Raw genomic sequence first — 15,419 nt, 5'->3', positions numbered from 1 at the left:
GTAAAATATAATCGTTTCTGGGAGGTGATTGACAGGAGGTAATAAAAAGGACCTTATGTCATGAGATGTAAGATATTGTAATGGTGTTTGATTGTTTATTCAAATGATTAAAATCTTTTTTTGGAAGTCTAAAAACGTGATAGATACTATTAGTTTTAAGTTTATGGTCGAAAATACCATCCAAATATATGAAATAAAGCTATTTTAGCTATGAGAGAAGAACAATGAAAGGTCGATCTAGAAGAAAAAATTAGTTATGATGTTTCTAGATGATGTTGGAAAAGAAACTGGTAGTTACTGAGAAAGGTGAATATCCGAGACAAGTATTGACCTTTCAGAAAGGATGTTGAAATGAAAAAAGATTTCAAATGTTAAACTGGCAAATGACAATTGTTATTACGACGCTTTTACTTGTTTTAGTCACTCTTTATATCTCAAAGAGATACTTTTATAGCAAAGAAATTGAGTTGCTGACAGAATCTTGTCAACAAGAAGACGGCAAAATCATACTAGAAACAAATAGTTTGACTATGGATTACTCCTTTGAGTGTAATAAAAAATAAAACAGGCAGCTTTCTGCCTGTTTTAAACCAATTAAAACCCTAAATTTTGTAACCACTTGTTTAACAAGGTCTCTCGTTTCTCAGCGTTGAAGTGATCGTATTTTCCTAAATTTAAATGAGCTGTAATTTCACCGTCATTCATAAACAAAATTCTTTCAGAGCAAAGGGCCACTTTTGGATCATGGGTGACGAGAAGCAGAGTTGTTCCTTCAGAATTGATTTGTGAAAAAATATCCATGACTTCCTTTGTGGTGCTTGAATTAAGAGCACCTGTGGGCTCATCGGCAAAAAGAATGTTTGGTTCATTCATAAGAGCTCGACAGATAGAGGCTCTTTGGAGCTGTCCTCCTGATACTTCTGATAAATATCTATCAGCTAAATGATCAATATCAAGTTTCTCCATTAGATATTTCGCTCGTTCATTGACTTCTTTTCTCGGCATTTTCTTCGCTAAGTAAGCTGCAGCAATAATGTTATCAAATAGATTGAGATTTTTTAGTAAGTGGCTGTGTTGAAAGACGAATCCCATCTCTGATAAGCGCAAAGCTGTTAACTGTTTGTCTGTCATTTCTGATAGCAGTTGACCTTTATATTTGATTTCGCCTCTTGAGGAGGTCTCTATACCGCTAAGTTGATAAAGTAAAGAGGTTTTTCCGCACCCTGAAGGTCCCATAATGGTGACAAATTCTCCACGTTTAATGGTTAAGTGAATATTTCTAAGAATGGTCTGTTTTTGTCCTTTTAATGAATCAATTTGTAAAGACAATTGTTTCGCTTCAATTAATTGTTCCATGTGAAACATCTCCTTATGAAAGTGTATGACGGCTGATTTTACTAGAAAAAAAGGACTTCAATAACCACGAGATGACAGTTAAATTCACCATAAACAGCAGGAGAGGATACACGATCCAAACCCATTTCGGGGCTAACCACTGAAGGCTGGATGCTCCTAATGATGCGCCGCCTGCACTCATCAACGCCGGACCAATAGTATGAACAGCGATTGCTCCAATGAAGGCACCAATAGAGAGAACGACGATAAAACTTGTTAAGTATTGATAGGTTAAATCTTTTTGAGAAAACCCAATCGTCCTTAACAAGTGAGTACGATTTAAATCTTTCGCCCTTAACATGTGCAGAAACATCATTAACATGAGGCTGGCTGTTCCAAAAGCTGCGATGGTTGAAAATAATGCAATCACTTTTACTAGAGATGCGGTGCTTCCTATTGTTTGATGCACATATTCTTTCATATCTGTCACTTTTGCAGGAGACATATTTGTTTCAAGTGCTGCTTTTTTTCCTGCCATATCTATTCCTTGTTTTAATTGTATTTGAATGGTTTTCCAAAGGGATGATTGAGGAAAAGGCTGAGATAATGCTTTAGCTGTTTTCCCTCCGTTGGTGACGTCTTGATAAATGCCGGTAACTATTTTTTGAACTTGCTGTCCATTTGTGGCGAGAGTGACTTTTTCGCCTATTTTTTTCTGAAGTGAGTCAGCACTCAACACTGACAAAGCAATCTCTTCCTCCTTCAACGGTTCCCTTCCTTGTAAATAGGTGAGAGGGAATGCTGAGAGATCACCTGTTTCTAAATAGAGTGTTTCTAATGTATTCTCCATTGTTTTTGCCTGTAGAGAAGTTGTTTGATAGACGGCAGATGTTTGAATGTCTAGGTCTTCGCTAATCATAGACTCTATTTTATTTGTACTTTTCTCTAAATGATTTCCCTGCCGAATATCGATTCGAAGGTCACTTTTTCCAGAGCCAAGATATGTGATGAAATCTGGTGATTGTAATGTGTACCATAACTGAATCGGCATTAACATTAAAAATGTACAAAGCGCGATAATACAGGCAATTGTTGAATACATCTTCACTCGGGAGAACAGATCCTTCAAACCAAACCAAAAATTGACTGGGAGGAATCTGTTTTTCTGGAGATGCATAGGAATTTGTTTTTTATGGCTTGGTGAACTGATGCCGGCTTGAATGGCTTGAGCTGCTGATATTTGGCCAAATCTCCTTAGGACAGCATAGCTGAATGAGATGACGATCATTGCCGTCAAAATTGACACCAAAAGCGGGATCACCTGATGAATAAAAGAGAGGCGATTCCCCATATATTGCTGAATATTGGCTGTAAACATATCACCAAACATGAGTGTCATCAAATAGCCTCCTATACACCCTATACAGGCCAGCACAGCATACTTCCCAACGTACAATTGTTTGATTTTTGATAAAGGGATTCCTAGTACTTTTAAGATTCCAATTTCACGTTCGTCCTCTTCTATAGCGGCGGTCATAGCCAGACGAAGAGAGAGGAGGGAAATGCTAATGAGCAGAAAGCAGACAAGGAGGAGAATGGCGATCACCATACCATCTGTTAGGGCATTCAGCATGCGAAGCAGGGGTAATGTGACAGCAGGCCCCTGTTGTGGCAGCTCAGATGATTGATAGAGTGATTGAAAAGCATCTGCTTGACCAGCATCATGCAATAAAAATTCAATTAAGTACTCCTTTTTTTGAAACACTTGATTCAGTGCTGCCCAGTCCGCATCATGCAGAAGAAATCTCTTTGAACTGACAAGACTTGGATTCATTTGGGCATCTCGTAAGAACGTTTTGATTTGAAAAGAGAATTGATGAGAGCCTTTTGTAATGAGTAATCTTTCGCCAATCTTTAAGTGGTATTTTTGTTGAAAGTAAATAGGGACTGCTACTTCTCCTTTATTTACAGTGAGCTTTTCATTTCGTTCGTTTAAAAGAAAATCAAAGTAGCGATTTTGCTTTACAAATAAATGATCCATCACACCTGCTTGAGCGGGCTCCTCCCCGAACTTGATGTCGACGTGTTCGATCGGAATCATTGGAACAATTTGATGCGCCTTCACCATCGACTGTTTACTTGAAAATGTATCGACCGCTTTTTCATCTAAGCTGCCATCGTGCATTTGGACAAAGTCTGGTGCTTTGGCTGATTGGAGTAGATCAGAAATGGAACCATTCAGCTGGGCCGTCATTTGCGCAGCGCTTGTTGCTAAAAATGATGTCATCATGATGCAAAGGGTTAAGCCGATTGAAATGAGACGGTGGCGGGTTAGGTCTTTCTTGATAAACGTCAATCTCATGAGGCTGATTCTCCTTCATGTCGAAGCATATTTTTTGTAAGGAAGGCAAGTGCAAACATCAAGGCACTGACGATTAACACGGTTACATACATGCTGGCGGAAAAAGTGTTGAACAAGAACCCGTACATCATTTGACCGAGCGGTGCAGCACATTGAGAGACCATTGTCAGATTGGCCATGACTTTTCCTAATTGGGCATTTGGTGTTTTCTTTTGCACATGTGAGATGACAACGATCGAAATCATGGTGAGCAACATGGCAATTGGGAGACACCCTGCTAAAAAAAGAAAATAGGCTGGAAATGTACCAAATTGAAGAGCCATCTTGGATGTTGAGAAAGCAACAGGCAGCAAAATGACTGCGATAACGAGCAGCCAGCGATACAAAGTAGGAATGCGCCAATGTTTCGCTACAAGCCCAACTAGCAGGGCGCCTGCGATGACGGCAAACTCAATGATGCCCATTCCTATTCCATACATGATGTCACTGCTTTTCATTGTGACCCTTAAAATAATGGGACCTCCAACGATAAAAAATGGTGTGAGGAAGAAATTTAGCAACGCTGCAAGCAGCATGGCTCTTTTTAAAAATGGCTGGCTTCCGATATAGGAAAATCCTTGTTTCATATCTTTCAAGAGTACTTTGGTCATCGGTTCTGCGAGTGGGCTAGGTGAGAAAGAAATATTTAACCGTAAAAGCATGCATGCTGATAGAAAAAATACAATGCTGCTAGCGCCTATGATGACCTGACTCCCAATGAGTCCGTATAAAATGCCGCCAATGATAGGAGCGACAACACCTGAAAGGGCCTGCACGCCATTCACGATGCCATTCGCTTGTTCTAATTTTTCTTCTTTCACTAGCTGAGGAATACTGGACATCACAGCAGGAGCATAAAACGTACTCATGACACCAAGGAGAATCATGACGGCTCCAATCATATAAAGTGAATCATGACCTGAAAATAACCAGAAATAAAAAGCCAGAATCATAATGCCAGTAAGAACATCAAATAAAATCATCAAATTTCTTCTGTTAAACCGGTCAGCCATTGCTCCTGCTAATGGCGAAAGGAGGAGCGGGATATTGGATAAAGCGAAAAGCAGGGCATATAAATCAACACGATGTGTCATATCCAAGACGTGTAAAGATAGAACAAAACGAATCAAGGAAGACCCGAAAACGGAAATAATTTGCCCGAGAACGAGATAGATAAAATGGGTGGAGCCATTTTTGGCTGATAACGACATGAAAATCACTCTCCTTTTAGACCGACCGTCAGTCTATAATGTATGCAGGATTGGTATTGAAGTGACCAATCACTGATTATTGTCTTCCGGTTCTCCAGTTAAACGTTGGAGAAGGAAGGAGAAACTTCCCTTTTCTGCATGTAAAGAGGCTTCAAGGATTGCGATAAATGCTAGCGCCCGTTGTATGCTTTCCGCTGTGGTCCATTGGAAAAGTCCCTCATCAAAGATAACCTGTGCAGAAGCGAGGAGAAATTCGACCGTCTCTTGCGGATAATCCGTTTGAAATATCCCTTCTTCTACCCCTTGCTGAATGACTTCTGCTAAAACGGGTGATAGCTCTGTAATGGCTTTGATCAAGCTTTTTTGATGCATCTCTGCATTCGCAGGCTGATGAAATTGTTCGATCATGCCTTCTTTATGGCTGCCCTGTTTAGGAGATTGTGCCATGATGATGCGAAATAATTTATCAACCACTGAGATATCTGGATCAGCGGCAATACGCTTTGCCTCGATGATATCTGCTTTTATGATCCGGTCAATGATTGCATCCATCACTTCTTCTTTGGAAGTAAAGTAATAATAGAATGTGCCTTTTGCAATGCCAACGGCTTTGAGGATGTCAATAATTGTGGTTTGCTGATAGCCTTTGGTTGAAAAAAGCTTCTCTGCTGCATTTAAGATGTCATTTTTGCGTTCCTCAGGATGTTTAACGGTTCTCATAAAGCCATCCTTTCTTTTGACTAGACTGTCGGTCGGTCCCTTGATTTGATTAAACACTTTTTGGCGTATCTTTGTCAACGGCTGTTTTTTGAAGCTTTGCATTTATTGTGCAATGACACTATGATACATTGAATGAAAACCCCTTCAGGAGAGATGCTGAATGCAATTTTTAACGAGTGAATTGGCTCAAGAGATGGTTGAACGTACGATGCATATTTTACATCAAAACATCAATGTCATGAATGCAGATGGTGTCATTATTGGGTCTGGTGAACGAAAAAGGATTGGACAAAAACATGATGGAGCACGTCTAGTGCTGTCAAGCGGAGATAGCGTGGAGATTGATCAGGAGACATCCCGCCGCTTAAAAGGCGTGAGGCCTGGAATCAATCTGCCTATTTGCTTTCGGGAACAAGTTGTTGGTGTCATTGGGATTACGGGTGAGCCAGAGGACATTCGTCATCATGCCGAGCTGGTAAAAATGGCAGCTGAGCTCGTATTAGAGCAGTCTTTTCTGCTTGAACGCTTCCAGTGGCGGCAGCGAATAGAGAGTGAAATTGTGAATCAGCTCATCTCCGAATCTGACATGGGTGATCATCAGCTGAAGTACCGTGCTGACTGGCTTGGAATGGATTTAGACAAGCGGCGAATGGCTATTGTTTTTCAGCCGATTCCATCGTCTGAGGACACTGTACACAAAATGATGCATGCCATTCAATACGATAAGAATGCGGATGATTTACTAGGCATGACCTTCCGTCATGAATTGATCCTGTTAAGACAGCCGATATTTGACCATCAACTCAAGCATGTGATTGAACAGCTGCAGCAAACAATGGCGGGTGCAGTTGATGGGCAAGTGCTTGTGGGTGTAGGAACTGTCGCTGAGGACATGAGTCAATTACCGTTGTCCTTTCAGCATGCGAGAGAAGCCCTGCGGTTAGGAAAGGTGCTCCATCCAGAGGAACGCATATATGTCTTTGAATCTTATCAGCTTGAAAGCTTGTTTATAAAAGCGGGAGCCGCCAAAGAGGGGAAACGGTGGAGTGATTTTTATCATCCGCTGATACAAGAAATGGAGCTCGTTCAAACGTTAACGGTTTACATTGAAGAGGGCGGGGATTTACAAAGAATCGTTGATCGTCTATTTATTCACCGTAATACACTGCGATATCGTTTAGATAAAATTCAGGCATTGACCGGAAAAGATCCGCGTCATGTGAAACAGTTGATGGAGCTGTACATAGCACAATTGGACAATCAACTGTCTTAATTGAGCATTTGCACAACTGGATGAAGAAATAAATATAAGAAGTTCATTTAGATTCACAACTCGATCCCAAAGGGTAAGCGTTTACAATTAAGAAAAGACAATCAGGAGGAATGGAGTATGGGTGGAGATGTGACAGTAAGTACATTGGGCGCATTGACTGCGCTTGTAATCGCTATTGTTCTCATTCTAAAAAAAGTATCACCTGCTTACGGCATGCTGGCAGGCGCATTTATTGGCGGTTTGGTTGGCGGTGTAGATGTTGTGCAGACTGTGAACGTCATGATGGAAGGCGCAAAGGACATGATTCCGGCTGTTCTTCGAATTATGGCGGCAGGTGTACTGGCAGGGGTTTTAATTGAGTCGGGTGCAGCGTTATCTATTGCGGAGGCCATCGTCAAAAAGCTTGGAGAGGCGAGAGCACTTTTAGCACTCGCACTTGCAACAATGATTTTAACAACGGTGGGTGTTTTTGTAGATGTAGCAGTCATTACAGTAGCACCAATCGCACTTGCCATTGCCAAGCGTGCAAAACTTTCAAAAACGGGGATTTTACTTGCGATGATTGGAGGAGGGAAGGCGGGGAATATCATGTCACCGAATCCGAATGCCATTGCAGCCTCTGATGCTTTTGGTGTTCCGCTTACTTCTCTGATGGCGGCAGGTGTCATACCGGCTATTTTCGGGATAGCAGTCACGTATGTATTAGCCAAAAAGCTTGCGAATAAAGGGACACCTGTTCTGGAAGAGGGAGCTGACCAAGGCCAGATTCAAGTGCCTGGTTTTCTACAAGCGCTTGTCGGCCCGCTTGTGACCATTCTCTTGTTAGCCTTGAGGCCGTTGTTTCAAATAAATATTGATCCAATGATTGCCTTACCAATAGGAGGAATAGTAGGCGCTCTTTTCATGAAAAAAGGGAAGTTTCTCAATGATTATGCGATGTCAGGGCTACATAAAATGTCAGGTGTAGCGATCATGTTACTAGGGACAGGCACATTGGCTGGAATTGTATCGAATTCTTCCATGAAAGAGGTATTTATTCAGGCGCTTGACGCTTCGGGACTACCTCCTTACTTGCTTGCACCAGCGTCTGGAATTTTTATGTCGGCAGCCACAGCTTCGACAACTGCAGGGACGGCAGTTGCAAGTGGTGTATTTAGCGGAACTCTTATTGGTCTTGGTGTATCTGCCCTTTCAGGCGCAGCCATGATTCACGCTGGCGCAACTGTTCTCGACCATATGCCGCACGGAAGCTTTTTCCATGCAACGGCAGGAAGTGTTCAAATGGATATAAAAGAACGGTTAAAATTAATGCCCTTTGAATCGTTAATTGGTTTGACATTAACCGTTGTATCGACCATTATCTTTGGTATTTTCCAGCTGTTCGGCTGAGGACTTAATGAGAAACGAGGGATTTTTGGATGAAAATTGTGATCGCACCAGATTCATTTAAAGAAAGTTTATCTGCTTATGAGATAGCATGTGCCATTGAACGAGGATTTCGCTCTATTTTGCCACATGAAGAATATATGAAAATCCCAATGGCAGATGGAGGGGAAGGCACAGTTCAATCGTTAGTGGATGCGACAGGCGGGAACATTGTCCAGCAAGTGGTCACGGGCCCGCTTGGCAAACCTGTGGATGCCTTTTTTGGTATGTTGGGAGATGGTCAGACAGCTGTCATAGAGATGGCAGCAGCATCAGGATTACATCTTGTCCCGCCAGAAAAACGGAACCCCTTATTCACGACGTCTAGAGGGACAGGAGAATTAATGCTTGCAGCGCTGGATAAAGGAGCGAAGCATTTAATCATTGGGCTTGGCGGCAGCGCAACAAATGATGGCGGCGTTGGCATGATGCAAGGTTTAGGTGCTTCTTTTCTCGATAAAGCAGGCCAAGACCTCACGCCGGGCGGTGGATCACTGAATCATTTAGCTTCTATTGACCTATCTCGACTAGATCCGAGGTTGCAATCAGTCCGTCTAGAAGTGGCGTGTGATGTGGATAATCCTTTAACGGGTGAAAGAGGAGCGTCTGCTGTGTTCGGTCCTCAAAAGGGAGCAGATACAGAAATGGTTCAACTGTTAGACAGGAATTTATCTCATTTTGCACAAGTGGCTAAGCAGCAGCTTCATGTCTCCGTTGGCGATGCGGCAGGTGCAGGAGCTGCAGGGGGGCTCGGTGCGAGTTTATTAGGCTTTTTACAGGCTGATCTGAAAAAGGGAATCGATATTGTACTGAAAGCCGTCCATTTTGATGACGTACTAAAGGACGCTGACCTAGTCATTACCGGGGAAGGCCGGATTGATCAGCAGACCATTTACGGCAAAACGCCGATCGGTGTAGCCAAAGCAGCGAAACAATATGGACTCCCTGTGATTGGCATCGCTGGGTCCCTCTCAAAAGACAGTGCAGTCGTACATGATCATGGCATTGATGCACTTTTTAGTATTATCCCTGGCGTCACCACTCTGGCTGAAGTCATGCATGATGCTAGTGTGCATGTAGAGAGAACAGCACGGAATATTGCGGCCATGATAAAAATTGGAAAAAATAAGTAAGCGGTGAAAAATGTTTCCTTTTCTATCACATCTCTTTCTATAGAAATGTGGTAAAATGGTTCTAAATGAAAAAGAAAGTTGGAGGAAACACAAATGTCTAATCTACCGAATTGTCCTTCGTGCAGTTCAACCTATACATATGAGGATGGCAGCATGCTTATTTGCCCTGAATGTGCGCATGAATGGTCGCTAGAACAAGAACAAGTAGCAGAGGAGCAGCTTGTTGTCAAAGATGCGAATGGAAATCTATTAAGTGATGGTGACACGGTCACAGTGATTAAAGATTTAAAAGTCAAAGGTTCTTCTTCGGTTTTAAAAATAGGGACGAAGGTCAAAGGGATTCGTTTAGTCGAAGGCGATCATAACATTGATTGTAAAATTCCTAGCTTTGGCGCGATGAAGTTAAAATCGGAGTTTGTGAAGAAAGTATAATGACAAAGAAATGTTCTTCTCATAATTAGAATTCGGTCATGACAAGCTTACTATAAATGCTGAAGAAGAATGATGTATAGGATTGTTGTTAACGTATAAAAAACACCTAAATTGTCACAGGGATTCAATTCCTTTGCTCATTAGGTGTTTTATATTTTTTATAAAGCTTTTATTTTTGAAGATCAGTTATCGATGGGGTGGTAGAAGTGGAATTTGGATATTTCAAAAAAACTGTTATGAAAAAAACGACTAAATGCATCCCTATCATCAATAAAGAAGGTGTCCCCATTGGATTCATAAAAAGATTTTATAAAAATAAAGCTGAGAGAATTTTGGATCATATATTTGATGAGTTTTTTTTGAATGTTGAGGTTATGGATGCAAATTTGAATACTGTTGTAAAAGCTACAGAAAATTTATCCTTCAGATCTATGTACCGCTCAAATTGGAGCATAGAATGTAAGGAGAAAGGAAGGTTGATATTCGAAGATCAAACTAAAATCAAAACAAATCCAACGATGCGTTTCATCATCAATGATACTACCTATTATCTAAAGAGAGGTTTCGCAGATAAACGTGTTAGATTGGAAGACTCAAAGCAGACCATCGCTGACATTACATACGATAAAATAATACCACCTGCAACAGTCAGTATTGAAAAAAGACAAGGTGATCTAACTCTACATCTTATCGCTTGCCTCTATTATATCTTTATGTTGAGGGAGTAGCTGAAGTTAATATATTTTATCATACTTAAAGAATTTGAAAATATACTATTTATGATTTAGGTTCTAATTCCTATAAAATTTAGGGGAGTCCCTTTCGTGCAATAAGATCTTATTAAAATGATTACCTTAACCTCACCTTAAAAAAGGCAGATGATTCTCTAAATTTTGCCTAATCCCCTTCACAACTTTTGGGCATTGCTGTACCATATGGAAGTGTTCTTCTATTTTTGACGGATCATGGTGTTTATCAGGAAATAGATGATAGATGATACTTAGACAAAGAAGGAGAGGTAACGTGACGAACGTTTTAGAACTGCAAAATGTATCTAGGCATATTCGTGGGAAAAAGATTGTTCAAGACTTGAGTTTCTCTGTCCAAGCGGGCGAAGTCTTTGGCTTCTTAGGACCGAATGGCGCAGGAAAAACGACAACCATTCGCATGATGGTCGGTCTTTCTCCCATTACATCCGGTGACATTCTGATTAATGGTCATAGTATTCAAACCTCATATCAGCATGCCATCCAAGATGTCGGTGCCATTATTGAAAATCCAGAAATGTATAATCATTTAACGGCAAGACAAAACCTTGTTCATTTTGCCAGAATGAATGGAAAAGTGGATGAAGGTCGAATTGATGAACTGCTAGAACTAGTTAGTTTGCAGCATGTGAAACATAAGCGTGTCCGTACGTTTTCATTAGGAATGAAGCAGCGTTTGGGGATTGCTCAGGCATTGATACATAAACCGAAACTGCTAATCTTAGATGAGCCGACCAATGGACTAGATCCAGAGGGAATTCGTATGATACGAGATTACTTGAGAAGGCTGGCAAAGGAAGAAGGTCTTGCTGTCATTGTTTCAAGTCATCTCATGTCGGAAATGGAATTGATGTGTGATCGTTTCGCCATTATCCAAAAAGGAAAGCTGATTGCGATTGAGGATCAGCGTGCAGAGACGAAGCATGATGATTTGGTCAATTATCGAATGAAAGTAGCATCAAGCGAGCTAGTAGAAGCTCAAAAGCTCATTGAGGCATTCGAGGAAGGCATCACAGTTAGAGAAGAGGAGCAGTACTTATTCTTCTCCATCCTAGAAGAGAAAATGCCACAATTGATTCGTCATTTGAGTGAAGCTTCTATTCATTTGTACGAAATCAAAATAGAAAAACAAACCTTAGAAGATAAGTTCTTAAGCTTAACAGGTAAAAAGGAGGCAGACGTATGATTCGCCTCATTCAAAACGAGTGGATGAAAATCAGTTATCGTGTAGGTACTTGGATTATGGTTGGACTTCTTGTGTTAGGTATGATTGCGACGTTGATTTTTGCTGTTAAGACAAATGACGGAGATCAAGCATCCGGTGATTGGAAAACTGAGTTGCAAGAAATCAATAAAGCAAATAAGCAAGAATTGAAAGAGGATAATATAAGCTTTTATAAGAGATCCCTTGAAACCGATATAGCGATCAATGAGTATCGAATCAAACATGATTTACCTCCAGCCGATCAATTCGGTAAAAATGCATGGACTTATGTGAAAACAAATGCTAATTTGCTTCAGCTGGTCGGTGTATTTGTGATTATTATTGCAGCCACCATTGTCTCGGCTGAATATAAGCATGGTACAATTAAATTATTACTGATTCGTCCGCCATCCAGGTTGAAGGTTCTTTTGTCTAAATACTTTACCGTTCAACTATATTCACTTTTCCTGATCGCTGTCCTATTTATCTTATCCTTTATCTTAGGTGCGATATTCTTTGGACTAAACAATGATTATGTGTATTTGGCTTATCAAAATGGTGAAGTCATTGAACGGTCTCAGTTTGCAAATATGGTCTCTTATTATTTGGCGCATTGTGCTATGTTTGTTGTATTAGGGACACTTTCTTTTGCCATCTCAACGGTGTTTAGAAGTGAGGCCATTTCCATAGCAATTAGTGTATTAGCCTATGTTGTCGGAGCATCCATCACAAGCATTTTGATGTTCTTCTTTGATTGGGCGAAATACTTATTGTTTGCCAACGATCCTGTACAGTATTTCGCAGAAACACCTACTTATATCGAAGGCATGTCCCTAGGATTCTCACTAACGGTCCTAGTCATTTATTGGGCCATCTTCTTGGCGGTTGCTTTAATCGTCTTCCAAAAGCGAGAAGTAAAAACAGGTTAATTTAACTTTTTAGGAGGTTTCTATCAATGATTAAGCGTAAAGGTGAAAAAATTATGGGGATTATCAGTATTGTCCTCAACGTAATTGGTGTTGGTTTTGGGGCGTTGATGCTCTCTGTGGACCCAGCATTTTATGAAGAAATGAATGAGATTTTACAAGAGGAAGGCAGCGCCTTGCCAGTTGAAACACTTGAGGCATCGGTTCATGCCTTTGGCGTTCAGTTTATGGTTGTTTCCGCAATAGCGGCTGTCTTAGCCCTTGTTGGTGTGATTGTTTTGAAAACAGACCGCCGTGCCGTGCTTTCTGGTATTCTTTTCTTGGTTTCGGCTGTGACTCTTTTAATTGGAACTGTTGGTCTTGCTTTCGTTCCGATGATCTTGTTGCTGATCGTTGGATTGATGTCACTGATTAGAAAACCGAAAACAGACATTCACACGAGTGAATATCCTTCATAATTCAAAGAAAAAGACATGCGCTGGTTTGCGCATGTCTCAGCGTGTAGACAAACCCTCGCATTCGTTGTCAGTCCTGCGCTCCGGTGCTCACGAATGTCAAATTCGCTCTGCTCCGGTGCTCGTCCTTCCTAGACTGCAAAGGTTTTCTATCACGCTGAAAAGAAGACAAAGGGCTAAAATAAAGTTCATTTTAGCCCTTTGTCAACAACCTAGGACATGCGCTGGTTTGCGCATGTCTTTCTTTTTTATATGATGCCAATCAGTTTGGCGATGATGAGTAAAACGATACTGAACCCCCACATCCAAAAGAAGGAGTAGCGGATATGTTTCCCCATATCGACCCCTGCAAGACCGATGGCAAGCCATACAGCAGGTGCAAGGGGGCTGACAAAGGTGCCGATGATATTTCCAATCATCATGGCATATGCTGCAGATGTCCCTGACACGCCGACCTCTGATGTAATCGATTCGACAATTGGCAGAAGTGCATAATAATAGGCATCCGTACTTGTCAGCATATCAAGCGGAACCCCAAATATCCCCACAATGATATGTAAAAATGGCAGTAAGAAAGCTGGTAAAATGTGAATACTGTCCACTGCGATGGCCTTCAGCATGCCCGTTCCTTCAAGAATTCCTAAAAAAGAACCTGCGGAGAAAATAACAGCTGCCATCATTAGTGCACTTGGAGCATGCGCCTTAATTCGCTCCATTTGTACATTCACATTCGGATAGTTCACCAAAAGTGCTAGTGAAAGACCAATCATAAACATATAACTAGCAGGAATCACGTTCATCACAAGAAGGACAACAACAGCTAAAAATAGAATGAAGTTTACCCACATTAAGTGATAACGCTTTAAAGACGCATCACCTGTTTCACTGATTGATTGAATGGCACGATCCCAATCAGCGCCTTCTAATTGAACAGCAGCTACTTCATTTGCTGCAACTTTTACCCGAATGCGTTTTTCTTCTCTCTTTCCTAAAATGAATGCCATTCCTAATATGAGTACGACACCGATCAGCTGAATTGGAATGAGCGGTACCCACAGTTCAGATGGGTCCATATTAAGGACACTCGCTGCCCGTCCTGTGGGGCCGGCCCAAGGCACCATATTGGTTAATCCAGCACTCGTCCCAATTAACAATAGCAGTAAATAAGGACTCATATGTAATTTTTTATAAAGTGGAAGCAGTGCAGGTACAGTTAATAAAAAGGTTGTAGCGCCTGCTCCATCTAAGTGTGCGATGACTCCAATCAAGGCAGTTCCCATCGCAACTGTGACAACATTCCCTCTGGTCAGCTTGATTAACGTTTTAATTACAGGTTCAAAGAACCCTGTATCTTGTAAAATGCCAAAAAATAAAATGGCGAAGATGAACATGGTCGCCACTGGCAATACTTTGATAATCCCTTGTTCAAAGAAGGTTTGAATGTCATTAATACCAAACCCTGCGATGAATGCGCCTATTAAAGGCACCATGACCATGGCGACAATTGGACTTGCTTTCCCCCAAATCAGCAAAACAACAATCGTTAAAATAATCAACAATCCAACAAACGTTAACATAAGCCCCTCCCCCTACAATAAACCGTTTACATTTGTTTGTTTTTTTACCAATGCAATCCCACATTTGCATTGAAAAAAAGAGTATCAAAAATATGAGCATTAGGCAACCGCTTTCATACCTATACAATGGTAAAAAAGGATGGTGAATCCAATCGTGGCGCGGTGTTCAACATGTCAAAAAATTTAGAAAAAAATCCACTTAAAATGGTAAAATAAAAAACGTCTGTTTCGGACGTTTTTTATTAACAGTTGATAATTTACTTGATCCAGAAAAATGTCACTATAATTAATAGTAATAAATATAATGCAGAGCAACCTCTATAAATTCCTTTATTAAATTGTAGGGGAGGAGATATAAAAGTCACTAAAATGGTTGGACCAAACAAAGTGATTAAAAAAAATCTATAATCAAAAAAGAAAGTACAGATTGATAAGAGTATTGAAAAATAAAATACAATTATAAAAGAACTATTAATTGTGTTTTTAGAATCTCCCTTGTTTTCCTCTAAATGATCATCTAGTAATTTATCTATCTTTTTTTTATTAATAAACATAAGGAC

General features: G+C 40.7%; 14 protein-coding genes. 8 read left to right on the top strand and 6 right to left on the bottom strand.

The window, feature by feature from the left end; all coding sequences use genetic code 11:
- Window positions 1-594 precede the first annotated feature (594 nt).
- From NST57_RS19735 to NST57_RS19720, 4 genes are all read right to left on the bottom strand, one after another.
- Window positions 595-1,356: an ATP-binding cassette domain-containing protein gene (locus tag NST57_RS19735; protein ID WP_142153337.1), complete on the bottom strand. Its 762-nt coding sequence runs from the start codon at window positions 1,354-1,356 to the stop codon at window positions 595-597.
- A gap of 13 nt (window positions 1,357-1,369) precedes the next feature.
- On the bottom strand, window positions 1,370-3,697 hold the full coding sequence (locus NST57_RS19730) for an ABC transporter permease (protein WP_341299135.1): 2,328 nt from the start codon (window positions 3,695-3,697) through the stop codon (window positions 1,370-1,372).
- Window positions 3,694-4,947 (bottom strand): MFS transporter, encoded by a 1,254-nt coding sequence (locus tag NST57_RS19725; protein ID WP_341299134.1) that lies wholly within the window; start codon window positions 4,945-4,947, stop codon window positions 3,694-3,696. The genes NST57_RS19730 and NST57_RS19725 overlap by 4 nt, the downstream gene beginning before the upstream one ends.
- Before the next feature lie 69 nt (window positions 4,948-5,016).
- Window positions 5,017-5,667 carry a TetR/AcrR family transcriptional regulator gene (locus NST57_RS19720; protein WP_008347371.1) on the bottom strand — a complete coding sequence of 217 codons (651 nt, stop codon included), beginning with the start codon at window positions 5,665-5,667 and terminating at the stop codon, window positions 5,017-5,019.
- A gap of 160 nt (window positions 5,668-5,827) precedes the next feature.
- Between NST57_RS19720 and NST57_RS19715 the strand changes: the two genes are divergently transcribed.
- The 8 genes from NST57_RS19715 (at window position 5,828) to NST57_RS19680 (ending at window position 13,285) form a co-directional block, all read left to right on the top strand.
- Window positions 5,828-6,940, top strand: coding sequence for a CdaR family transcriptional regulator (locus NST57_RS19715; RefSeq protein ID WP_341299133.1), 1,113 nt, complete (start codon window positions 5,828-5,830; stop codon window positions 6,938-6,940).
- 117 nt (window positions 6,941-7,057) lie between these two features.
- Window positions 7,058-8,329, top strand: coding sequence for a GntT/GntP/DsdX family permease (locus NST57_RS19710; protein WP_142153329.1), 1,272 nt, complete (start codon window positions 7,058-7,060; stop codon window positions 8,327-8,329).
- A 29-nt stretch (window positions 8,330-8,358) separates the two neighbouring features.
- A complete protein-coding gene (locus tag NST57_RS19705) occupies window positions 8,359-9,498 on the top strand; it encodes a glycerate kinase (protein WP_142153327.1) in 1,140 nt (379 codons plus the stop codon).
- A gap of 93 nt (window positions 9,499-9,591) precedes the next feature.
- Entirely contained in the window at window positions 9,592-9,930 is a 339-nt protein-coding gene (locus NST57_RS19700; protein ID WP_039962846.1) for a zinc ribbon domain-containing protein YjdM, read from the top strand.
- Between the two features lie 206 nt (window positions 9,931-10,136).
- Window positions 10,137-10,658, top strand: coding sequence for a tubby C-terminal domain-like protein (locus NST57_RS19695; protein ID WP_341299132.1), 522 nt, complete (start codon window positions 10,137-10,139; stop codon window positions 10,656-10,658).
- A gap of 265 nt (window positions 10,659-10,923) precedes the next feature.
- Complete coding sequence (locus NST57_RS19690; protein ID WP_341299131.1) at window positions 10,924-11,883, top strand: ABC transporter ATP-binding protein; 960 nt, start codon at window positions 10,924-10,926, stop codon at window positions 11,881-11,883.
- The gene (locus NST57_RS19685) at window positions 11,880-12,830 is read left to right on the top strand and encodes an ABC transporter permease subunit (protein WP_142153323.1); all 951 of its coding nucleotides are present in this window, start codon (window positions 11,880-11,882) and stop codon (window positions 12,828-12,830) included. Before NST57_RS19690 ends, NST57_RS19685 begins: the two co-directional genes overlap by 4 nt.
- A gap of 26 nt (window positions 12,831-12,856) precedes the next feature.
- Window positions 12,857-13,285, top strand: a complete 429-nt coding sequence (locus tag NST57_RS19680; protein WP_007497283.1) for a DUF4064 domain-containing protein — start codon at window positions 12,857-12,859, stop codon at window positions 13,283-13,285.
- Between the two features lie 245 nt (window positions 13,286-13,530).
- On the opposite strand, the gene NST57_RS19675 is transcribed toward NST57_RS19680, so the two are convergent.
- Both NST57_RS19675 and NST57_RS19670 read right to left on the bottom strand, forming a co-directional pair.
- Window positions 13,531-14,859, bottom strand: a complete 1,329-nt coding sequence (locus NST57_RS19675; RefSeq protein ID WP_142153321.1) for a citrate:proton symporter — start codon at window positions 14,857-14,859, stop codon at window positions 13,531-13,533.
- A gap of 257 nt (window positions 14,860-15,116) precedes the next feature.
- The gene (locus NST57_RS19670) at window positions 15,117-15,413 is read right to left on the bottom strand and encodes a hypothetical protein (RefSeq protein WP_041508030.1); all 297 of its coding nucleotides are present in this window, start codon (window positions 15,411-15,413) and stop codon (window positions 15,117-15,119) included.
- Between the last annotated feature and the right edge of the window lie 6 nt (window positions 15,414-15,419).

It is taken from the genome of Bacillus sp. FSL M8-0077, assembly GCF_038050255.1.
GTDB classification, from domain to species: Bacteria; Bacillota; Bacilli; order Bacillales; family Bacillaceae; genus Bacillus; species Bacillus altitudinis.
Note: the sequence above shows the minus strand (reverse complement) of the source record. Positions and strands in the feature narration are given on the sequence as shown.